Origin of the sequence: Brachybacterium tyrofermentans (assembly GCF_014897585.1) — a bacterium.
Taxonomy (GTDB): domain Bacteria; phylum Actinomycetota; class Actinomycetes; order Actinomycetales; family Dermabacteraceae; genus Brachybacterium; species Brachybacterium tyrofermentans.
In genome coordinates this window covers 82,815-105,039 of sequence record NZ_JABUXW010000006.1, presented here as the reverse complement: position 1 = coordinate 105,039, position 22,225 = coordinate 82,815, and the positions used below count along the sequence as shown (strand labels likewise).

At 66.6% G+C, this 22,225-nt stretch carries 15 protein-coding genes and 1 tRNA gene; 1 reads left to right on the top strand and 15 read right to left on the bottom strand.

Annotated elements, in window-relative coordinates:
- Window positions 1–14 precede the first annotated feature (14 nt).
- Entirely contained in the window at window positions 15–1,070 is a 1,056-nt protein-coding gene (locus tag INT49_RS21060; protein ID WP_226849812.1) for a general stress protein, read from the top strand.
- Between the two features lie 504 nt (window positions 1,071–1,574).
- On the opposite strand, the gene tuf is transcribed toward INT49_RS21060, so the two are convergent.
- From tuf to INT49_RS05805, 15 genes are all read right to left on the bottom strand, one after another.
- Window positions 1,575–2,762, bottom strand: coding sequence for an elongation factor Tu (gene tuf / locus INT49_RS05875; RefSeq protein ID WP_193116786.1), 1,188 nt, complete (start codon window positions 2,760–2,762; stop codon window positions 1,575–1,577).
- A gap of 128 nt (window positions 2,763–2,890) precedes the next feature.
- Window positions 2,891–5,038 (bottom strand): elongation factor G, encoded by a 2,148-nt coding sequence (gene fusA / locus INT49_RS05870; RefSeq protein WP_193116785.1) that lies wholly within the window; start codon window positions 5,036–5,038, stop codon window positions 2,891–2,893.
- Between the two features lie 90 nt (window positions 5,039–5,128).
- A complete protein-coding gene (rpsG, locus tag INT49_RS05865; protein ID WP_193116784.1) occupies window positions 5,129–5,599 on the bottom strand; it encodes a 30S ribosomal protein S7 in 471 nt (156 codons plus the stop codon).
- Window positions 5,599–5,973 carry a 30S ribosomal protein S12 gene (rpsL, locus tag INT49_RS05860; RefSeq protein ID WP_193116783.1) on the bottom strand — a complete coding sequence of 125 codons (375 nt, stop codon included), beginning with the start codon at window positions 5,971–5,973 and terminating at the stop codon, window positions 5,599–5,601. The genes rpsG and rpsL overlap by 1 nt, the downstream gene beginning before the upstream one ends.
- 621 nt (window positions 5,974–6,594) lie before the next feature.
- Window positions 6,595–7,893 (bottom strand): resuscitation-promoting factor, encoded by a 1,299-nt coding sequence (locus tag INT49_RS21540; protein ID WP_319021528.1) that lies wholly within the window; start codon window positions 7,891–7,893, stop codon window positions 6,595–6,597.
- A gap of 526 nt (window positions 7,894–8,419) precedes the next feature.
- The gene (locus tag INT49_RS05850) at window positions 8,420–12,304 is read right to left on the bottom strand and encodes a DNA-directed RNA polymerase subunit beta' (RefSeq protein WP_193116782.1); all 3,885 of its coding nucleotides are present in this window, start codon (window positions 12,302–12,304) and stop codon (window positions 8,420–8,422) included.
- Between the two features lie 114 nt (window positions 12,305–12,418).
- A complete protein-coding gene (rpoB, locus tag INT49_RS05845) occupies window positions 12,419–15,907 on the bottom strand; it encodes a DNA-directed RNA polymerase subunit beta (RefSeq protein WP_193116781.1) in 3,489 nt (1,162 codons plus the stop codon).
- 814 nt (window positions 15,908–16,721) lie between these two features.
- On the bottom strand, window positions 16,722–17,108 hold the full coding sequence (gene rplL, locus INT49_RS05840) for a 50S ribosomal protein L7/L12 (protein ID WP_193116780.1): 387 nt from the start codon (window positions 17,106–17,108) through the stop codon (window positions 16,722–16,724).
- A gap of 144 nt (window positions 17,109–17,252) precedes the next feature.
- Complete coding sequence (gene rplJ / locus INT49_RS05835) at window positions 17,253–17,768, bottom strand: 50S ribosomal protein L10 (protein WP_193116779.1); 516 nt, start codon at window positions 17,766–17,768, stop codon at window positions 17,253–17,255.
- A gap of 349 nt (window positions 17,769–18,117) precedes the next feature.
- A complete protein-coding gene (locus tag INT49_RS05830; RefSeq protein ID WP_193116778.1) occupies window positions 18,118–18,978 on the bottom strand; it encodes a serine/threonine-protein kinase in 861 nt (286 codons plus the stop codon).
- A gap of 149 nt (window positions 18,979–19,127) precedes the next feature.
- Window positions 19,128–19,847, bottom strand: coding sequence for a 50S ribosomal protein L1 (gene rplA / locus INT49_RS05825; RefSeq protein WP_193116777.1), 720 nt, complete (start codon window positions 19,845–19,847; stop codon window positions 19,128–19,130).
- Between the two features lie 4 nt (window positions 19,848–19,851).
- Entirely contained in the window at window positions 19,852–20,283 is a 432-nt protein-coding gene (gene rplK, locus INT49_RS05820; protein ID WP_193116776.1) for a 50S ribosomal protein L11, read from the bottom strand.
- A 197-nt stretch (window positions 20,284–20,480) separates the two neighbouring features.
- Window positions 20,481–21,455, bottom strand: coding sequence for a transcription termination/antitermination protein NusG (nusG, locus tag INT49_RS05815; protein ID WP_193116775.1), 975 nt, complete (start codon window positions 21,453–21,455; stop codon window positions 20,481–20,483).
- Window positions 21,456–21,528: 73 nt separating this feature from the next.
- A complete protein-coding gene (gene secE, locus INT49_RS05810) occupies window positions 21,529–21,801 on the bottom strand; it encodes a preprotein translocase subunit SecE (protein WP_193116774.1) in 273 nt (90 codons plus the stop codon).
- A 63-nt stretch (window positions 21,802–21,864) separates the two neighbouring features.
- A tRNA-Trp gene (locus INT49_RS05805) sits at window positions 21,865–21,937 on the bottom strand.
- Between the last annotated feature and the right edge of the window lie 288 nt (window positions 21,938–22,225).

Here is a 22,225-nt window from a genome sequence, read left to right as displayed (position 1 = left end):
ATTACGGTGACCCCATGACCCAGCCACGTCACCCCGCCTCGCCTCTGACCGCGCGCCTGTACGACCTGGAGTACCCGCGTTCGCTCGGCGTCTACAGCACGTACCAGGAGGTGCAGGCTGTCGTCGACACCCTGGCGGACAACCACTTCCCGGTGCAGAGCACGTTGATCGTCGGCACGGACCTCAAGCTCATGGAGCGGGTCACCGGACGGAAGTCCTGGGGCCGCGTCATCGGGCAGGGCGCGCTCTCGGGACTCTGGATGGGGTTGTTCCTGGGCCTGCTGCTGATGCTCATCGCCCCGAGCAACTTCATGGTCGTGCTGACGAGTGTGCTGCTGGGCATCGTGTTCTTCACGGTCTGGGCGGTCATCGGCTACGCGATGTCGGGCGGCAAACGGGACTTCACCTCAATGACCTCGACGATCCCGATGCAGTACGAGCTCCTGGTCGAGCACAAGCACGCCGACGAGGCTCGTCGTCTCCTCGTCGAGACCGGTGCCGCACCGGCTGTCACGCCGCACTCCCCCAGCACCCAGCTGCCGGGCCATGGGGCCCCCAGCGGCTATCCCGGTCCGTCGCAGCCCGGTTCCTCGCAGCCCGGTTCCTCGCAGCCCGGTTTCTCGCAGTCCGGCCCCTCGCAGCCGAACTCCTCGTACGGGACCCCGCCCACTCACGGAGGAAACTCGGTCCCGCAGTACGGATCGGCGCCCGTCGCTTCTCCGCCGTCTTCCGAGCGCCCGGACTCGCAGCGACCGTCGCGCCCCACCTACGGCAAGCCGATCGACTCCGCGCCGCAGCCCACCGCGAGCGATGCGTCCTCGCGCACGGGACGGCCCGCCTTCGGCCGTCCCGCCGGAACCGCTCTCTACGAGGGATCGCCCGCCGCAGCAGAGCCGCAACGTCCTGTTGCGGAGCAGGCCCACGGATCGCAGGCTTACGGATCACAGCCATCGGGTTCCCCGTCGGCCGCGGATCATGATCGTCCGGGCTTCGGCTACTCCTACCCGGAACGTCCGAAGCAGCCTGAGCAGTCCGGAGATGATCAGAACTCCGAGGGCGAGTCCCGATGAACTGCCCCACCGGGCAGCCGTCCCAGCTGGCATCAGAGATGTCTGACTGCTGCAACGTCTGACATCGACATCGACTGACACCAGCAGAGGCTGACACCGACAGACTCTGTCACCAGCAGGGGATGTCATCGGCAGAGACCCAGACCGGCACCGGCTGGACAGACAAGGCCCCGTCCGCTCATGGAGCGGACGGGGCCTTTCGTGTCGCCGGGCTCTGCAGCGCTGCACCACTTGCGCGCGTGCGACCTGTCCTGCCCGTCCTGCTCGTCCTGACGTAGCGCGATCGACTCGTGCTGTCCGGGTCAGTCCGGCCCTGCCCTCACAAAGCGGAAGCAGACGGTCCCGCACCTGCCCTCTCGGCCCATGAACACGAGGTCCTGCACCTGCGCTCTCCGTCCGGGAACAGACGAAGGCCCCGACCCGGTGAACCCGGGTCGGGGCCTTCTGGCTGCTCAGCGTCCGCTCAGCGAACGCCTCACCGCTGCGGGGTCGCCCCCGCTCAGATCACTTGATGATCTTGGTGACGCGGCCTGAGCCCACGGTGCGGCCACCCTCACGGATGGCGAAGCCGAGGCCCTCCTCCATGGCGATCGGCTGGATGAGCTCGACCGTCATCTCGGTGTTGTCGCCGGGCATGACCATCTCGGTGCCCTCGGGCAGCTCGATGACGCCGGTGACGTCGGTGGTCCGGAAGTAGAACTGCGGACGGTAGTTCGAGTAGAACGGGTTGTGACGGCCACCCTCGTCCTTGGACAGGATGTAGACCTGGCCCTCGAAGTTCGTGTGCGGGGTGATGGTGCCGGGCTTGGCCACGACCTGGCCGCGCTCGACGTCCTCACGCTTGGTGCCACGAAGGAGGAGGCCGCAGTTCTCGCCGGCCCACGCCTCGTCCATCTGCTTGTGGAACATCTCGATGCCCGTGACGATCGTCTTCTGGGGCGCACGGATGCCGAGGATCTCGATCTCCGAGTTGATCGCGAGCTTGCCGCGGTCGACCTTACCGGTGACGACGGTGCCACGACCCTGGATCGTGAAGACGTCCTCGATCGGCATGAGGAAGGGCTGGTCGAGATCGCGGACGGGGTCCGGGATCTTCTCGTCCACAGCCTCCATGAGCTCTTCGATCTTCTTGACCCACTTCTCATCGCCCTCGAGGGCCTTGAGAGCGGAGACCTGGATGACGGGTGCATCCTCGTCGAAGCCCTGAGCGCCCAGCATCTCGCGGACCTCCATCTCGACGAGCTCGAGGATTTCCTCGTCGTCGACCATGTCGGACTTGTTGAGAGCTGCGAGCAGGTACGGAACGCCGACCTGCTTGGCGAGCAGGACGTGCTCGCGGGTCTGAGCCATCGGGCCGTCGGTGGCGGCGACCACGAGGATCGCGCCGTCCATCTGAGCCGCGCCGGTGATCATGTTCTTGACGTAGTCGGCGTGACCGGGGGCATCGACGTGCGCGTAGTGGCGCTTGTCGGTCTCATACTCGATGTGCGAGACGTTGATCGTGATGCCGCGCTGCTTCTCCTCGGGCGCGTTATCGATCGTGTCGAAGTCGCGCTTCTGGTTGATCTCGGGGAACTTGTCGTACAGAACCTTCGAGATCGCGGCGCTCAGCGTCGTCTTGCCATGGTCGACGTGACCGATGGTGCCGATGTTGACGTGCGGCTTGGTCCGCTCGAACTTGGCCTTGGCCATGATGGTGTCCTCCTAGGACTTCTAATCGTGGTACTTCTTGGATCGGGATCGGATCCCCTCCCGAGTGGGAAGGTGGCCGATGGAGAAGTGGGGGAACAGGAGAAGGATCCTACCTGCTCCCCCGTGTCTCACTCGCCCCGGGTCTTGGCGACGATCTCCTCAGCGATGCTGGAGGGGACCTCCGCGTAGCTGTCGAACTGCATCGTGTACATCGCGCGACCCTGGGTCTTGGACCGCAGGTCGCCGACGTACCCGAACATCTCGGACAGCGGGACGAGAGCACGGACGATCTTCGCTCCGCTCGCGTCCTCCATCGACTGGACCTGACCGCGCCGCGAGTTCAGATCGCCGATGACATCTCCCATGTAGTCCTCCGGCGTACGGACCTCGACGTCCATGAGCGGCTCGAGGATGACCGGCTGCGCCTTGCGCAGGGCTTCCTTGGCCGCCATGGAGCCGGCGATCTTGAACGCCATCTCCGAGGAGTCGACATCGTGGTAGGCGCCGTCAAGCAGCGAGGCCTTGACGTTGACCACCGGGTATCCGGCGAGGATGCCGGACTGCAGAGCAGTCTGGATGCCCGCGTCCACGCTCGGGATGTACTCGCGCGGGATACGGCCGCCGGTGACCTTGTTCTCGAACTCGTAGAACACGCCGTCCTCGGCGTCGGTCAGCGGACCGAAGGTGACCTGGATCTTCGCGAACTGGCCGGAGCCACCGGTCTGCTTCTTGTGGGTGAAGTCGTACTTCTCCACAGTCCGCTTGATCGTCTCGCGGTAGGCGACCTGGGGCTTGCCGATGTTGGCCTCGACGTTGAACTCGCGACGCATACGGTCCACGAGGATGTCGAGGTGCAGCTCGCCCATGCCCTTGATGACGGTCTGACCGGTCTCCTCGTCGAACTCGACCTGGAAGGTCGGGTCCTCCTTGGCGAGCTTCTGGATGGCGACACCCAGCTTCTCCTGGTCGCTCTTGGTCTTCGGCTCGATGGCCACCGAGATGACGGGCTCCGGGAAGCTCATGGACTCCAGCTGAACCGGGTTCGCCGGATCAGCGAGCGTATCGCCCGTTGTGGTGTCCTTGAGGCCGATGAACGCGTAGATGTGGCCCGCGAAGGCCTCATCCACCGGGTTCTCCTTGTTGGAGTGCATCTGGAACAGCTTGCCGACGCGCTCCTTCTTGCCGGTCGTGACGTTCAGGATCTGATCGCCCTGCTTCACCTGACCGGAATAGACGCGCACGTAGGTCAGCGACCCGAAGAACGCGTGCGCGGCGACCTTGAAGGCGAGCGCCGAGAAGGGCTCGTCCCAATCGGGCTTGCGGATGATCTCCGTCTCCTCGTCGCCCGGCTTGTGACCCACCATCGGGGGCACATCGAGGGGCGAGGGGAGGTAGTCGACGACACCGTCGAGCATGAGCTGGACGCCCTTGTTCTTGAAGGCGGTGCCGCAGAAGACCGGGTAGGCCTCGGAGTTGACGGTCAGTGCACGGATGCCGCTCTTGAGCTGCTCGAGGGTGAGGTCACCCTCCTCGAGGTAGGCCTCCATGAGCTCCTCGGAGCTCTCGGCGACATCCTCGACCAGCTTGGAGCGGTACTCGTCGACCGTGTCCTGGAGGTCAGCGGGGATCGGGATCTCCCGCTGCCACTGACCCAGGGACGGATCGCCCTTCTTCGAGTTGATCGCCGGCATGTCCTCTTCGAGGGTCTCGGGCCATTCGAAGGCCTTCATCTCGACGAGGTCGATGATGCCGTTGAACTCGTGCTCTGCACCGATCGGGATCTGCATGACCAGCGGCTTCGCGCCGAGACGATCCTCGATGGTCTTCACGGTGAAGAAGAAGTCAGCGCCCAGCTTGTCCATCTTGTTGACGAAGCAGATGCGGGGCACGTCGTACTTGTCGGCCTGGCGCCAGACGGTCTCCGACTGGGGCTCCACGCCCTCCTTGCCGTCGAACACCGCGACAGCACCATCGAGCACGCGCAGCGAGCGCTCCACCTCGACGGTGAAGTCGACGTGGCCGGGGGTGTCGATGATGTTGATCTGGCTGTCGTGCCAGTAGCAGGTCGTCGCGGCGGACGTGATGGTGATGCCGCGCTCCTTCTCCTGCTCCATCCAGTCCATGGTGCCGGCGCCATCATGGGTCTCGCCCATCTTGTAGTTCACGCCGGTGTAGAAGAGGATGCGCTCGGTCGTCGTGGTTTTGCCGGCATCGATGTGAGCCATGATGCCGATATTGCGGACCTTGTTCAGATCGCTGAGCACTGCAAGTGCCACTGGCTTGTGCCTTTCTGGAGAACGGGAGCTGGTCGAGGTGCCGGAGGGCGGTCGGTGGGGCCTGCCCAGAAGGGAAGGCCCCACCGGAACTCACCAGCGGTAGTGCGCGAAGGCCCGGTTGGACTCGGCCATCTTGTGGGTGTCCTCGCGGCGCTTCACAGCGGCACCGAGGCCGTTGGAGGCGTCGAGGATCTCGTTCATCAGACGCTCGGTCATCGTGTTCTCGCGGCGGGCGCGCGAGTAGCTGACCAGCCAGCGCAGTGCCAGGGTGGTGGCACGGCCGGGCTTGACCTCGATCGGGACCTGGTAGGTCGCGCCGCCGACTCGGCGGGAGCGGACCTCGAGGCTCGGACGGATGTTGTCCAGTGCCTTCTTCAGGGTGACGACCGGATCCTGGCTGTTCTTCTCACGGGCGCCCTCGAGCGCGCCGTAGACGATGCCTTCGGCGACGGTCTTCTTGCCGTCGAGGAGGATCTTGTTGATGAGCTGCGTGACGATCGGCGAGCCGAAGACGGGGTCGACGGCCAGCGGGCGCTTGGGAGCGGGGCCCTTACGAGGCATTACTTCTTCTCCTTCTTGGCGCCATAGAGCGAACGAGCCTGCTTGCGGCCCTTCACGGACTGGGTGTCGAGTGCGCCTCGGACGATCTTGTAGCGCACACCGGGGAGGTCCTTCACACGACCGCCGCGGACCAGCACGATCGAGTGCTCCTGGAGGTTGTGGCCCTCGCCGGGGATGTACGCGGTGACCTCGACGCCGGTGGAGAGGCGAACACGCGCGATCTTGCGCAGCGCGGAGTTCGGCTTCTTGGGGGTCTGGGTGTAGACGCGCGTGCAGACACCACGGCGCTGGGGCGAACCCTTGAGCGCGGGCGTCTTGGAGGAGGACGACCGAGCGTCCCGCCCCTTGCGCACCAACTGCTGAATAGTGGGCACAGCTTCTCTTCCTGTTCAGCCACCGGAGCTGTTGGCTCCGACGGATCAACTTCTTCGACCGCTCTCGCGGCCGGCGACCCGATGCACCGTCCCCATAGCCCGGGGAACGTCGGCGGATCGACCCGCCCGTCAGGTGATGGCACCTGCCGGGCGTCCAGGAGGACCGTGATCGGTGCCCGTGGTCGGGGCCGGGCATGGCCACCGGATCCACATTCGGGCACGCCGCAAGGATCCGCTCCTCGCGGGGGACGCCGTCCGCACCCGCCCCGGAGGGCTTCTGCAGATCTTGTCCCGAGTCACGACCAGAGGGCACTCCGGACGCACTCGCAGTCTACTGACGGCTGTGGTACCCGGTCAAAGCTTCTCCCGCGTTCCGACGCAGATCACATGTCGCTCTGTGACGTGCGGGACGTCGCGGAGCTCCCCCACGACCCTCCTGGGGCACTCGCCGGGCACTGGCCGGGCACTCGCACAGGCGCCCCAGTGCCGTCGCGCGCCTGGCCAGAGCCCTCTTACCACGACGCGAGCGCGCCGCGGACATCCGCGACGCGCTCGGCGCACTGCTGCGACGGGAGGTCAGCGCCCCGTGGGACGCGCCGTCGCCGGTGAGGTGAGCTCCGCTCAGCGGATGCCGAGCTGCGAGGTGCAGGAGGGCCAGGCGCCCCAGCCCTGCCCGGCCTGGACCTTCTTGCCGATCGAGATCTGCTGCTCGCGGCTGGCCTGATGCGCCACCGGAGCGTACTGGCCACCGCCGAAGGCGAGCCAGGTCGACTTGGTGAACTGGAGACCGCCGGAGAACCCGTTGCCCGTGTTGATGGACCAGTTGCCACCGGACTCGCACTGGGCGAGACGGTCCCACACGGAGCCACCGGAGACCGACGGCGCACTGGGCGCAGGCTTCTCCTCCGGGGCGGACTCGCGCTCGGAGCTGCGCGAGCTGCTCTCGTTCTGCGTGCTCTTCTTCTCGGTCTTCTTCTCGCTGGGCTTCTCGTTGGTCTTCTGCGAAGGAGCCTGCTCGGACTCCGAGGAGGACGACGACTCCGCCTTCGTCTCGGGCTCCGGCTCGGGTGCCGGCTCAGGCTCCGGGGCAGGCTTGGTCCCCTTGGTGATGACCTCGGTGACCGGCTTCTCGGCGACCTTCTCCGAGACCAGCTCGGACTCGGTGACCTCGCCGTCGACGGTCTTCTCCGCGAAGACCCTCTCCGTCGTGCCCTTCTTGCCCTCGGTGGTGGTCTTCGTGGTGCCCTCGAGCAGCTCGTCGTCCTCGACGGTCTTCGTCTCGAACGGGACCTCGACGGTCTCGGTGCGCTCGGCCTCGCGGACACGCTTGATGGTGATGGTCGCGCCGTCCTCGAGGATCGAGTCGCGGTCGACGGACGCCTTGTCGGTGTCCTCGATGTCTCCGAGCACCTTCTTCATCGCGTCGTCGACGGTCAGCGCGGTCACCTCGAAGGTGTCCTGCCCCTTCTGTCCCACGAAGGTGACGGTCTTGCGGGTGACCACGTCGACCTGCGCGGCCTCCGCGCTGAGCTCGGTGTCGAGAGCAGGCGTCACGCTGGCACCCTCGGCCTTGTAGTCGATGTCCTCCAGCGCGTCGGCGACCGTGTCACCACTGGTGAGGACCTCCTGGTCAGCGCCGTCGACGGTGACCGTCACCGGGGTGCGGTGGATGATCTGGATGTCGAGACCGTCGGTGACCTGCTCCCCGAGATCGGGGACCACCAGGTCCGTGTCCTTGAGCTCGACGCCCTGGGCCTCGAGCAGCTCTGCGACGGTGGGCTGCGAGAAGGTACGGACCATCGTCTGCTGGCCGTACACCGTCAGGGCCGCCTCGTTGGACATGGCGAAGGCCGTGCCGCCGCCTCCTACACCGACGACGCACACTGCTGCAGCCGCGATGATCCACGGGGTCTTCTTCACTGTTCCACCTATTCTTCTGCCGCCGACCGGCAGGGCCATCCATCCCTGAGCACGAGTGCCCCGGAAACGGGGCCCAGCGTCCCGGTGCGGGCGCGCGTCCGGGACCGGAGCGCAGCAGGGAAGACCGCACAGGAATGCCAGATGCCATCCTTTCGCGGGATCTCCAGGAGGTGAAGGGCTACGACAAGACCTTGGGGGCATACCCGCGAGGTCTTTACCCTCCCGTGAACATCCGGGTCGGTCAGGTCACCCCGACGGGCCCTCGAGGCCCCGATCGTGGCGGCCACCACGGGCGTGGATCACGGAGTCAGATCACAGAGGCTGAGGCCGAGGTGGCCATGGCACGCCACGACACAGAGCCCGAGGACGCGGCGACCAGCTGCCCGCACGGCAGACCTCCCCGCGGCTCTCGCCCGGCCTCCCCCGCACAGCACGACGAGGGGCGGCCCCACCGACGTGGGACCGCCCCTCATGGCGTGCATGCCGCGCCGACGCTCAGAGCGCGGGCGACGGGACGCTCAGCGACTCAGCGGAAGTCCGTTCGGAACGGATCGGCGTAGTCGATGTCGTCCAGGTTGACCGCACCGGTCTGGCCGAAGCCGGAGAAGTCCAGCTCGTCGTAGCCGGGCACCTGGTACATCTGCGCCTTCGCCTCGTCGGTGGGCTCGACCGCGATGCGACGGAAACGGGACAGGCCCGTACCGGCCGGGATGAGCTTACCGATGATGACGTTCTCCTTGAGCCCCATGAGCTGATCGCTCTTGCGGTTCAGGGCGGCCTCGGTGAGCACGCGGGTGGTCTCCTGGAAGGAGGCCGCCGACAGCCATGAATCGGTCGCGAGGGACGCCTTGGTGATGCCCATGAGCTCGGGACGACCCGAGGCCGGCTGCCCGCCCTCGGAGAGGACACGTCGGTTCTCCCGCTCGAAGGACACGCGCTCGGCGAAGTCGCCGGGCAGCAGGTCGGTGTCGCCGGACTCGATGATCGTCACGCGACGCAGCATCTGCCGCACGATGACCTCGATGTGCTTGGCGTGGATGTCCACACCCTGGCTGATGTACACCTTCTGCACCTCGTCCACCAGGTGCTGCTGCACCTTGCGGGGGCCGAGGATCCGCAGAACCTGCTTCGGATCCACCGAGCCCTGGGTCAGCTGCTGGCCGACCTCGATGTGCTCGCCGGCCGAGACCAGGAGGGTCACGCGCTTGGACACCGTGTAGACGACCGGCTCGGAGCCGTCGTCAGGGGTGACCGTGAGGCGGCGCTGCTTGTCGTTCTCCTCGATCTCCACGCGACCGGCGAACTCCGAGATCGGCGCGAAGCCGGCCGGGGTACGGGCCTCGAAGAGCTCCTGGATACGGGGCAGCCCGTGCGTGATGTCGCCGTCCGCGCTCGCCACACCACCGGAGTGGAAGGTACGCATGGTCAGCTGAGTACCGGGCTCACCGATCGACTGGGCCGCGACGATGCCGACGGCCTCACCGATGTCGACGAGCTGGCCGGTCGCGAGCGAACGGCCGTAGCAGTGGACACAGGTGCCGACCGCAGAGTCACAGGTCAGCACGGAGCGGATCTTCACCTCGCGCACACCGGCCTCGACGAGCTGCTCGATGAGCACATCGCCCAGCTCCGAACCGGCCGGGGCCGCCTCGGTGCCGTCGGCGCCGACCGCCGCGGTGGCCAGGACGCGCCCGTACACCGTGGACTCCGCGTGCTCGTGGGGACGCAGCACGCCGCCCTCCTCGACCGCGACCGGAAGGACGAGCCCCTTCGTCGTGCCGCAGTTCTCCTCGCGGACGATGACGTCCTGGGAGACGTCGACCAGACGACGGGTCAGGTAGCCCGACTGAGCGGTCTTCAGCGCGGTATCCGCGAGGCCCTTGCGGGACCCGTGCGACGCGATGAAGTACTCCAGGACCGAGAGCCCCTCCTTGTAGTTGGAGAGGATCGGACGGGCGATGATCTCGCCCTTCGGGTTGGTCACCAGACCACGCATACCGGCGATCTGACGGACCTGCATCCAGTTGCCTCGGGCGCCCGAGTCCACCATCCGGTAGATGGTGTTCGTCGAGTCGAAGTTCGCCCGCATGGCCAGGTCGACCTCGTTGGTCGCCTCGGTCCAGATGTCGATCTGCTCCATGTTGCGCTCGTGCTCGGAGATGAGTCCGAGGTCGCGGTTCTCCTGGACCTGTGCGGCCCTGGCCTCGAAGCGCGCGATGATCTCCGGCTTGTTCGGAGGGGTCACGACGTCGGACAGCGCGAAGGACGCACCCGAGCGGGTGGACCACGAGAAGCCATAGGACTTCAGCGCGTCCAGCGACGCGGCGACCTGGCCCTTGTCGTAACGCTCCGCGAGCGTGTTGACGATCCCGCCCAGGCGCTTCTTGCCGACCTGTCCCTGGACGTACGGGAAGTCGGGCGGCAGCGTCTCGTTGAAGTAGACGGTGCCCAGGGTGGTGCTGAGGGTGATCGGGTCACCCTCGGTCCAGCCCTCCGGGGCCTCCCAGTCGCTCGGCGGCACGATGTCCGTGAAACGGATGCTCACCGGAGCGTTGAGATCGAGCTCTCCGCGGTCGAAGGCCATGATGGCTTCCGCCTCGGAGGCGAAGGTGCGGCCCTTGCCGGCGACATCCTCGCGCACCGTCGTGAGGTGGTACAGACCGATGATCATGTCCTGTGCGGGCATGGTCACGGGGCGACCGTCGGACGGCTTGAGGATGTTGTTGCTGGACAGCATCAGGATGCGTGCCTCGGCCTGCGCCTCGGCCGAGAGCGGCAGGTGCACAGCCATCTGGTCGCCGTCGAAGTCCGCGTTGAACGCGGCGCAGACGAGCGGGTGCAGGTGGATGGCCTTGCCCTCGACGAGCTGCGGCTCGAACGCCTGGATGCCCAGACGGTGCAGCGTGGGCGCACGGTTCAGCAGCACGGGGTGCTCGGTGATGACCTCTTCGAGGACGTCCCACACCTCGGGGCGCGCACGCTCGACCATCCGCTTGGCGGCCTTGACGTTCTGCGCATGCGAGAGCTCGACCAGGCGCTTCATCACGAAGGGCTTGAACAGCTCCAGCGCCATGCCCTTGGGCAGGCCGCACTGGTGCAGACGCAGCTGCGGGCCGTTGACGATGACGGAGCGGGCGGAGTAGTCCACGCGCTTGCCGAGCAGGTTCTGACGGAAACGACCCTGCTTGCCCTTGAGCATGTCGGACAGCGACTTCAGCGGGCGGTTGCCCGGTCCGGTGACCGGACGGCCCCGTCGGCCGTTGTCGAACAGCGAGTCGACCGACTCCTGCAGCATGCGCTTCTCGTTGTTCACGATGATCTCGGGCGCACCGAGATCGAGCAGCCGCTTGAGACGGTTGTTGCGGTTGATCACGCGACGGTACAGGTCGTTGAGGTCGGAGGTCGCGAAGCGGCCGCCGTCCAGCTGCACCATCGGACGCAGATCCGGGGGGATGACCGGGACGCAGTCCAGGACCATGCCCGCGGGCGAGTTCGTGGTGGACCGGAAGGCCGAGACGACCTTGAGGCGCTTGAGGGCACGGGCCTTCTTCTGGCCCTTGCCGGTCGCGATGATCTCACGCAGCGTGACCGCCTCGGCGTCGAGATCGAAGTCCAGCAGACGACGCTGCAGCGCCTCGGCGCCCATGCCGCCCTCGAAGTACGTGCCGTAGCGGAGCTTCATCGCGCGGTAGAGCTGCTCATCGCCCTCGAGGTCTGCGACCTTGAGCGTCTTGAAGCGGTCCCACACACGGGTGACGCGATCGATCTCGGCGTCGTACTTCTTGCGGATCTGTGCCTGCTCGCGCTCGGAGGAGTCGCGGACCTTGCGCTTCGCGTCGGCCTTGGCACCTTCCTCCTCGAGCTGGGCGAGGTCCTTCTCGGCGGAGATGGCGCGCTGGTTCAGCGCGGCGTCCCGCTCGCTGGCGAGCTCCTTGGTCTCCAGGTCGAAACGCGCCTGGAGATCAGGCATGTCCTCGTGGCGAGCCTGCTCGTCCACCGAGGTGATCATGTACGCGGCGAAGTAGATGATCTTCTCGAGATCCTTCGGCGCGAGGTCCAGCAGGTAGCCGAGACGGCTCGGCACGCCCTTGAAGTACCAGATGTGGGTGACGGGAGCGGCGAGCTCCACGTGGCCCATGCGCTCACGACGCACGGAGGACTTGGTGACCTCCACGCCGCAGCGCTCGCAGATGATGCCCTTGAAGCGCACGCGCTTGTACTTGCCGCAGTAGCACTCCCAGTCCCGGGTGGGGCCGAAGATGCGCTCGCAGAAGAGGCCGTCCATCTCGGGCTTGAGGGTGCGGTAGTTGATGGTCTCCGGCTTCTTGACCTCGCCGTGGGACCAGCCGCGGATGTCGTCGGCGGTCGCCAGGCCGATGCGCAGCTCGTCGAAGGTATTGACGTCGATCACAGGTGTCCTTCTCTCGATCGGAAGAGTGGTGTCTGAGGGAACGGGGGTCGAGGGCGGGGCTCAGGGCGAGGGGAGCAGGGTCTGACTGCTCCCCTCCGCCCGAGCCCGCGTCCCTCAGACCTCTTCGATGGAGCCGACGCCCTCGTGGGGCCGGCGGGACAGGTCGATGCCGAGCTCCTCCGCAGCGCGGAAGACCTCCTCATCGCCTTCCTGAACTTCCTGGGCCGTGCCGTCGGAGGAGAGGACCTCGACGTTCAGGCACAGGGACTGCATCTCCTTGAGGAGCACGCGGAAGGATTCCGGGATCCCGGGCTCGGGGATGTTCTCGCCCTTGACGATGGCCTCGTAGACCTTCACGCGTCCGGCGATGTCGTCGGACTTGATCGTCAGGAGCTCCTGGAGGGCGTATGCGGCGCCGTAGGCCTCGAGGGCCCACACCTCCATCTCGCCGAAGCGCTGGCCGCCGAACTGGGCCTTACCGCCCAGGGGCTGCTGCGTGATCATCGAGTAGGGGCCGGTCGAGCGGGCGTGCAGCTTGTCGTCCACCAGGTGGTGGAGCTTCAGGATGTACATGTAGCCCACGGAGATCGGCTCCGGCAGCGGCTCGCCGGAGCGGCCGTCGAACAGCTGTGCCTTGCCGTTCTCCTTGACCATCCGCACGCCGTCCCGGTTGGGGCGGTGGTTGGCGATCAGTCCGGTGACCTCCTCGGCCGAGAGGCCGTCGAAGACCGGGACACCCACCGGGGTGCCGGGATCGCCATGCAGAGCGCCTTCGGGGAGCTCGGCGGCGCTCGGGTCGGTCGGATCGAGATCCCAGCCGGCCTTGGCGACCCACCCGAGGTGGGTCTCCATGACCTGGCCGATGTTCATACGACCGGGCACACCCATGGGGTTGAGGATGATGTCGACCGGGGTGCCGTCCTCGAGGAACGGCATGTCCTCGACCGGCAGGATCTTCGCGATGACGCCCTTGTTGCCGTGACGGCCGGCGAGCTTGTCACCATCGGTGATCTTGCGCTTCTGGGCCACGTAGACGCGGACCATGTCGTTGACACCGGTGGGGAGGATGTCGCCATCCTCCTCATCGTTGAAGACCTGGACACCGATGACGGTGCCGGTCTCGCCGTGGGGAACGCGCAGCGAGGTGTCGCGCACCTCGCGGGCCTTCTCGCCGAAGATCGCGCGCAGCAGGCGCTCCTCCGGGGTCAGCTCGGTCTCGCCCTTGGGGGTGACCTTGCCGACCAGGATGTCGCCGGGGTTGACCTCGGCGCCGATGCGGATGATCCCGCGCTCGTCGAGGTCGGCCAGCACGTCGTCGCCGACGTTCGGGATGTCCCGGGTGATCTCCTCACGACCCAGCTTGGTGTCGCGGGCGTCGACCTCGTGCTCCTCGATGTGGATCGAGGTGAGGACGTCGTCCTGGACCAGGCGCGAGGACAGGATGATGCCGTCCTCGTAGTTGTGACCCTCCCACGACATGAACGCGACCAGCAGGTTCTTGCCCATGGAGAGCTCGCCCTGGTCGGTCGAGGGACCGTCGGCCAGGATGGAGCCGGCCTCGACGCGGTCGCCCTCGTCGAACAGCACGCGCTGGTTGTAGGAGTTGCCGGCGTTGGAGCGCTGGAACTTCCCGATCGGGTACGTCTGACGGGTGCCGTCGTCGGCCATCACCACGATGAGGTCCGCGGACAGCTCCTCGATGACACCGGCCTTCGACGAGACGACCACGTCGCCGGCGTCGACAGCTGCGCGGCGCTCCATGCCGGTGCCGACGAGCGGCATCTCGGCCTTGAGCAGCGGCACGGCCTGGCGCTGCATGTTCGAGCCCATCAGCGCACGGTTGGCGTCGTCATGCTCGAGGAAGGGGATCATCGCGGTGGCGACGGAGACCATCTGACGTGCGGAGACGTCCATGTAGTCGACGTCGGCCGCATCGACCAGGTCGGGCTCGCCGCCGGTGAGGCGCACGAGCACCTGCTCCTCGACGAACCGGCCGTCATCGCCGATCTTCGCATTGGCCTGGGCGATGATGTGGCGATCCTCGTCGTCCGCGGTGAGGTAGACGATCTCGTCGGTGACGAGGCCCTTGTCGACCTTGCGGTACGGCGTCTCGATGAAGCCGAAGGGGTTGATGCGGGCGAAGGTCGCCAGCGAGCCGATCAGACCGATGTTCGGACCCTCAGGGGTCTCGATCGGGCACATGCGGCCGTAGTGAGACGGGTGGACGTCACGGACCTCCATGCCGGCGCGGTCGCGGGAGAGGCCGCCCGGGCCCAGTGCCGAGAGACGACGCTTGTGCGTCAGGCCCGACAGCGGGTTGTTCTGGTCCATGAACTGCGACAGCTGGGAGGTTCCGAAGAACTCCTTGATCGCCGCGGTGACGGGACGGATGTTGATCAGCGTCAGCGGGGTGATCGCCTCGACGTCCTGCGTGGTCATGCGCTCGCGGACGACGCGCTCCATGCGGGACAGGCCGGTGCGGACCTGGTTCTGGATCAGCTCGCCCACGGCGCGGATGCGACGGTTGCCGAAGTGGTCGATGTCGTCGGTCTCGACGCGGACGACCTTGCCATCCTTGCTCGAGTACTCCGAGACGCCGTCATGCAACGCGACGATGTACTTGATCGAGGCGACGATGTCCTCGAGGCGGAGGGTCGACTCGGAGAGGCTGCCCTCGAGACCGAGCTTCTTGCCGATCTTGTAGCGGCCGACCTTCGCGAGGTCGTAGCGCTTCGCGTTGAAGTAGAGGTTGTTCAGCATGGCCTCGCCCGCATCGCGCGTGGGCGGCTCGCCCGGACGCTGCTTGCGGTAGATGTCCATGAGCGCCTCGTCCTGCGAGGAGACGCGGTCCTTCTCGAGCGTGGAACGCATCGACTCGAACTCGCCGAACTCCTCGAGGATGTCCGAGTGGGACAGCCCCAGGGCCTGCAGCAGGGTCGTGACCGACTGCTTGCGCTTGCGATCGATGCGCACACCGACCTGATCGCGCTTGTCGACCTCGAACTCGAGCCAGGCACCGCGCGACGGGATGACCTTCGTGCTGAAGATGCGCTTGTCGCTGGTCTTGTCGATGCTCTCCTCGAAGTACACGCCCGGGGAGCGGACCAGCTGGGAGACGACGACACGCTCGGTGCCGTTGATGATGAACGTGCCCTTGTCGGTCATGAGCGGGAACTCGCCCATGAAGACCGTCTGGGTCTTGATCTCACCGGTCTCGTTGTTCATGAACTCCGCGATGACGTACATCGGAGCTGCGTAGGTGAGGTCCTTCTCCTTGCACTCCTCGACCGTGTACTTCGGGTCGTCGAAGGTGTGATCCCGGAAGGACAGCGACATATTGCCGGCGAAGTCCTCGATCGGGGAGATCTCCTCGAGGATGTCTGCGAGACCGGAGGTCTGCGGAACATCCTCGCGCCCGTCAGAAGCGGCCTCCTCGGCACGCTCCTTCCAGCGATCATTGCCCAGCAACCAGTCGAACGAGGTGGTCTGCAGACTCAGCAGATCAGGTACGTCGATAGGGTCGCCGAGCTTCGCGAAGGTGACGCGAGGAGAGGCGGTACGAAGTGCGATGTCAGTAGTGCGATCGGTGCTCGAGGCAGCCAAGGGGGGTCCTTCCACAGGCCGATGACGGAATCCCAGGCGCGGCGAACACCCGTCAAGGGTTATGGAGCAGGCACAGACTGTCAGGACAGCAGAACCCACGGGCGACGCACAGCGCAAGGAACGAGCATACACAAATACGCGGATGGACACAACAGTCGCGATGCGACGAGTCCATCCACGTCGGCCGATATATGCCTGGCGTAGAAGTTCTGCCGGTGCTTCCTGCCCGTCTGGCTCGACCGGCCCTCGCGAGCTCGGCTCAGCGGGACACATGCGGCAGGAACAGCTCCGTACGCCGAACAGGATGGACGGAATTTCCTCCGGAGTCAAGCACTGGGGGCTCTCCCCGGGGTGTCGCGGCACGTCGCAGCGCTGTTCACGGGTCGCCCTCGCCGGTCTCCTGACGGATCCGCGGGCCGCCCGACGTCGTCCCGGGCGATGGTCGAGAGGTGCTGCCGGCGGCATCGATGCCGCCGTGCCGCTCCCCCGGAGCCGGCGGAGCGCCAGGCGCGTCGCCTCGGATCTTCCGGCTGTGGGCTGGCCGGTGCGTCGAGGATGACGGTCTGCGGCATAGGACACATCGCCCTGCGTCGCTCTGGGCGGTACCGCTCGTCACGGCGGGGCCTCCCCGTCGGCGGACACGTGCCGATTCTCAACGCCCGGGACAGCAGAGACACCCGGGGACGGCAACGTCGCCCGGGGCAGCAGAGACACCCGGGGACAGCAGAAGGGCCGTCCCGCAGATGCGGGACGGCCCTTCAGGAGCAGTGCGACTGCCATCAAGCGGGGCGCTCACCGGGGCGAGCGCCACGAATCACTTGACGGAGACGGTCGCGCCGGCCTCCTCGAGCTTCGCCTTGGCAGCCTCGGCGTCGTCCTTCTTGACAGCCTCGAGGACAGCCTTGGGAGCCTCGTCGACGAGCGCCTTGGCCTCCTTCAGACCGAGGGAGGTGAGGCCGCGCACCTCCTTGATGACGGCGATCTTCGCAGAACCGGCCGACTCGAGAACGACGTCGAACTCGTCCTTCTCCTCCTCTTCGACAGCCTCGCCACCGGCGGCGCCGCCGGCAGCGGCGACGGCCACGGGGGCAGCAGCGGTGACGTCGAAGACGTCCTCGAACTGCTTCACGAACTCGGAGAGCTCGATGAGGGACATTTCCTTGAAAGCTTCGATGAGCTCGTCGTTGCTGAGCTTAGCCATGGTGGCGTTCCTTCCTATGGTCGGGACCTGGGTCCCTGCGGTATCGGTGGCGCACACGCGCCTGGTCTAGCAGTCCGGTCTCCCATGAGGGATTCCGGGGGACAGCGCCGAGGCCGTGAGGAGTGAGGCCGGAGCCTCGGATCCTCAGGCTTCTTGCTTGGCCCGCAGCGCGTCCACGGTGCGTGCTGCCTTCGACAGCGGCGCCGCAAACGTGGCGGCGGCCTTGGACATCGATGCCTTCATGGCACCGGCGGCCTTGGCCAGCAGGACCTCGCGGGACTCGAGGTCCGCAAGCTTCTGGACGTCCTCCTTCGAGAGCACAGTGCCCTCGAAGTAACCGGACTTGATCACGAGCTGCTCGTGGGTCTTGGCGAAGTCACGCAGGGCCTTGGCGGGCCCCACCGGCTCACCCTTGATGAACGCGATAGCGGTCGGACCGCTGAGCGTGCCATCGAAGGCCGTGATGCCGGCCTCGCGGGCGGCGATCTCGGTGAGCGTGTTCTTCACCACGGCGTAAGTGGTCTCGGAACCCAACGAGCGGCGAAGCTCCTTGAGATCCCCCACGCTGAGCCCGCGATACTCGGTGATGACAGCGGCGTCGGACTCGCGGAACAGGTCCGCGATCTCCGAGACGGCATCAACCTTTTCGGGGTTAGCCATGGCCCTCCTTCCAGAGGTCTCTCGCCACCGGGTGAAGAAGTCCTGGACACAGGAAAGGCCTCGACACGCAAGTGTCGAGGCCTCGATCGCACGAGATCCCCATACCCCGGAGGGCACCGGCCGGGGCCGGACTGGGGCGACCGTACGACAGTCGCTTCTTCACCTGCGCAGGCCATCCCTGACGGGATCTCTTCGGTCGCTCTCGGGGTCGAGCGCGACAACCGGCGGTCTTCGGTATGTCCAGAGTAGACCACAGAAGCGGTCCGACGCCATGGGAGAGCCGGCGGTCTGTGTCACATCTGGGCACCCGGGCGCGAGCACTCAGCCTCATCGCTCCGTCGCCCTCCTCTCAGCGGGCGGAGCGACGGGCAGCACACCAGGCCGCAGCCAACTCGCGGACCGTGCCGAAGCGCTCCCTGCATACCGGCCGCGTCGCGCGGTCGACCACCTCGGCCGCCTCCGCTCCCCCGCAGAACTGCGCGAGATCCTCGGTCAGTCCGGTCCCGACATGGCGCACCAGCCGCCCGAGGGTGAACACGGTGGTGCGTGCGTCCAACGGAGCGCCCAGCTCGAACTCCTCGGGAGCCATGAAACGGCTCGACCCGAACATGCGGCCCATGTCGTTGACGGAGGCGCCGCGCCGATAGGTGTCGAGATCGATCAGGGTGAGGCGCCCCGCCGCCAGGTCCACCATGAGGCAGCCGTCGTAGAGGTCGCAGGCCACCCACCCGGCCGATTCCAGCGCGACGTGAGCGTCGAGCAGCTGGTCCAGGACCTCCAGCCGCAGCTCGGCGGACGCGGTGGCGAAGCGTCGGTACGGCGACGTCGGATCCTCGCGCTGCGCGGACGGGACGCCGACCAGCTCACCCGGCGCCCGATCGTAGACAAGGGCAGGGCCGTCCGCCGTCTCGATCACCGAGCGCAGGCGGGCGAGGACCGGATGCTCGACGCTGCGTGCGAGCTCCACGGCGGAGCGCAGCAGCCTGACGCGACCGGCGTGGTCGAGATACTGAACCGTAGCGCCGGCCGGTGGCGGCGCGTGGGTCCCCGCGGTCTTCACGAAGAGGTCGCCCTCTCCAGTCCTGACCAGCCAGGAGATGTTGCCGGAGTCCTGGGTGAGGTGGTCGTACCGCGCCAGGACCTCCCCCGCTGAGAGCACGAGGTGCTCCGCGGTCAGGTGGGTGCGTGTCAGTGAGAGCAGATCGATCACCGGGCCACCGTAGCGGTCGACGCGGCCCGTAGCTGGTGCGCGGCCCGCGACTGTCGACGCGGCACCGCTCAGCTCGAACACGACGACACCCCGCCCACCGTGAGGTGGACGGGGCGTCGAGATGCACCGCCGGAGGCGACCGCTGAGGATCAGGCCTCGTCGGTCTCCTCGAGGAGGTTGCGCGTGCGGTTCACGTCGATCGCGATGCCCGGGCCCATGGTGGTGGACACGGTGATCTTCTCGATGTAGCGGCCCTTCGAGGAGGACGGCTTCAGACGGAGGATCTCGTCGAGCGCGGCGACGTAGTTCTCGGCCAGCTGCTGGTCGGAGAACGACACCTTGCCGACGATGTAGTGCAGATTGGCTGCACGGTCGGTGCGGAACTCGATCTTGCCGCCCTTGATGTCGGAGACGGCCTTGGCCGTGTCCATCGTGACCGTGCCGGTCTTCGGGTTCGGCATGAGGCCGCGGGGGCCGAGCACGCGGCCCAGCTTGCCGACCTTGCCCATCAGGTTCGGCGTGGCCACGGCCGCGTCGAAGTCGGTCCACCCGCCGGCGACCTTCTCGATGAGCTCGTCGTCGCCGACCTCGTCGGCGCCTGCCTCGAGAGCGGCCTCGGCCTGCGCACCCGTCGCGAAGACGATCACGCGGGCCGTCTTGCCGGTGCCGTTGGGCAGGTTGACGGTGCCGCGCACCATCTGATCCGCCTTGCGGGGATCGACGCCCAGGCTCATCGCGACCTCGACGGACGCGTCGAACTTCGCGGGAGAGGTCTTCTGCGCCAGTCGGAGAGCGTCCAGCGGCGCGTACGCGCGGCCCTCTTCGATCTTGGCAGCGTTGTCCTTGTAACCCTTGCTACGGAAACCCATATCGTCAGCCCTCCACCGTGATGCCCATGGAACGAGCGGTACCGGCGACGATCTTCGACGCGGCCTCCATGTCGTTCGCGTTCAGATCAGGCATCTTCGTCTCCGCGATCTCGCGGACCTGAGCCTGGGTGATCTTTCCGACCTTGTCGGTGTGCGGCGTCGCGGAGCCCTTCTGAAGGCCAGCGGCCTTCTTGATGAGCTCAGCGGCCGGCGGGGTCTTCGTGATGAAGGTGAACGAGCGATCCTCGTAGACCGTGATCTCGACCGGGACGATGTTGCCACGCTGATCGGCGGTGCGATCGTTGTAGGCCTTCACGAACTCCATCATGTTCACGCCGGCAGCGCCGAGCGCGGGACCCACGGGCGGCGCAGGTGTGGCCTGGCCGGCCTGGATCTGGAGCTTGATGACGCTCGCGATCTTCTTCTTGGGAGCCATTGCTCTTCCTCATTCTGTCGTGGTTCGGGCAGAACTCATCATGCGTTCCTCCCACTGCAGGACCTCAGTCGCCCGAAGGCGGAAACAGGTCCGATGCGACGCTACCTGCACGTCGCGTCGGCGTCGACCGGGATCAAGGGTGATCCTGGTCGTATTCCCCCGGCCCGAAGGCCGCGGCGCCGATCAGTTCTGGGGGATCAGATCTTGGCGACCTGATCGAAGGCGAGCTCGACGGGAGTCTCGCGGCCGAAGATCGACACGAGGACCTGCAGCTTCTGCGACTCCGTGTGGATCTCGGAGATCGAGGCCGGCATGGTCTCGAAGGGCCCGTCCATGACCGTGACGGATTCACCGACCTGGAAGTCGGGCATCTTCTGTGCGGTCGACTTCGCCGGGGTGCCCCCGGTGGAGCGCTTCTTCTCGGGCAGGCCGACGGACGGCTCGAGCATCGAGTAGATCTCGTCGAAGTTCAGCGGGGTGGGCTCTGTGGCGTTGCCGACGAATCCGGTCACACCCGGGGTGTCGCGCACGACTCGCCAGGACTCCGTGGTCAGGTCCATGCGCACCAGCACGTAGCCGGGGATGCGCACTCGGCGGACGATCTTCTTCTGGCCGTTCTTGACCTCGGTCGCGTCCTCCATCGGGACCTGGACCTCGAAGATGTAGTCCTCCATGTCCTGAGTCTCGGTACGCGTCGCGAGCTGCGTCTTCACGCGGTTCTCGTGACCGGAGTAGGAATGGATGACGTACCACTCGCCGAGCGCGGAGCGCAGGTGCATCTTGAGCTGGAGGAGCGGGTCCTCCTCGGAGTCGTCGGACTCCTCAGAATCGCCGGACTCGTCGGAGTCTGCGGGCTCGACGCCCTCGGAGTCGTCGGCCTCGACGGCGGCAGAATCGCCTGCCTCCGTGGTGGAGGGCTCCACGTCGTCGGCCTGCTCGGCATCGTCGCCCTGCTCGGCGGAGTCCGTCAGCTCGGCATCGTCCGTCTGCTCGGAATCTGCCTGCTCGACGTCATCGGCGCCCTCGAGGGAGCTGCCCTCGGCGCTCTGCGACTCGAGGTCGGACGCGGCACCCTCGGGTGCCGCCGTCTCGGCCTGGGGCGACGACGAGAACGACAGGGAGTCGTCGACGTCCTGGTAGGGCTCTTCGGGGGATGAGGTCTGATCGCTCATCAGCGGGAACCTGCCTTCCTGGCGGCTGTGGGACTGATCGGGCACGGTGCGGCGTACGACGGCACGGCCGGACTCAGAGTCCCGCGCCGGGATCCGTGAAAGCGATCCGGGACAGCCAGCTGAATGCGGCGTCGAGGCCGAAGATCAACAGGATCATCACGATGACGAACGCGAGGACGATGGCCGAGTACGAGACCAGCTCCTTGCGGGTCGGGACGACGACCTTCTTGAGCTCTGCGATGACCTGGCGGACGAACAGACCGATGGCCACGAACGGGTTCCGGGACCCGGTGCCCGGCGCTTCGCCACTGGTGGGCGTCGACGGGGCGTTCTGGCTGGAATTCACGTCTGAGCTGTCCGATCTCGTCGAGGTCAACCGCATCCGATCGGGTGAACCCGATCGGACCGGCAGGGCAGACAGGGCTCGAACCTGCAACCTGCGGTTTTGGAGACCGCTGCGCTACCAATTGCGCCACTGCCCTTCACGAGGGAAAACCCTCGAGAGGTTGATCTGCGGAGCCGTTGCCGACATCCGCTCTTCTGACCAGCGACCAGCATACAAGCCGTGAGGACCTGGTGCGAATCCGCTGGCGGCAGATCACATCGACTCCTGCACGGCCCTGGGACCTGCCCGATGCCGACCGGAGTCGAGAGTACCCCCTCCGAGACCGTCCGACGTCCGCATCGCGATCCCCTGGGACCTCACATGATGCCTTTTCCGGCGTTTCTGGCCTTTCCTGGGCTGTTCTCGCCGTTCTGAGCTGCCCTGG

Excerpts from the sequence above, each read along its gene's own strand:
- INT49_RS21060 (WP_226849812.1), top strand. The coding sequence starts at position 15 with ATGACCCAGCCACGTCACCCCGCCTCGCCTCTGACCGCGCGCCTGTAC.
- tuf (WP_193116786.1), bottom strand. The coding sequence starts at position 2,762 with ATGGCCAAGGCCAAGTTCGAGCGGACCAAGCCGCACGTCAACATCGGC.
- rpsG (WP_193116784.1), bottom strand. The coding sequence starts at position 5,599 with ATGCCTCGTAAGGGCCCCGCTCCCAAGCGCCCGCTGGCCGTCGACCCC.
- rplL (WP_193116780.1), bottom strand. The coding sequence starts at position 17,108 with ATGGCTAAGCTCAGCAACGACGAGCTCATCGAAGCTTTCAAGGAAATG.
- rplJ (WP_193116779.1), bottom strand. The coding sequence starts at position 17,768 with ATGGCTAACCCCGAAAAGGTTGATGCCGTCTCGGAGATCGCGGACCTG.
- rplA (WP_193116777.1), bottom strand. The coding sequence starts at position 19,847 with ATGGGTTTCCGTAGCAAGGGTTACAAGGACAACGCTGCCAAGATCGAA.
- rplK (WP_193116776.1), bottom strand. The coding sequence starts at position 20,283 with ATGGCTCCCAAGAAGAAGATCGCGAGCGTCATCAAGCTCCAGATCCAG.
- nusG (WP_193116775.1), bottom strand. The coding sequence starts at position 21,455 with ATGAGCGATCAGACCTCATCCCCCGAAGAGCCCTACCAGGACGTCGAC.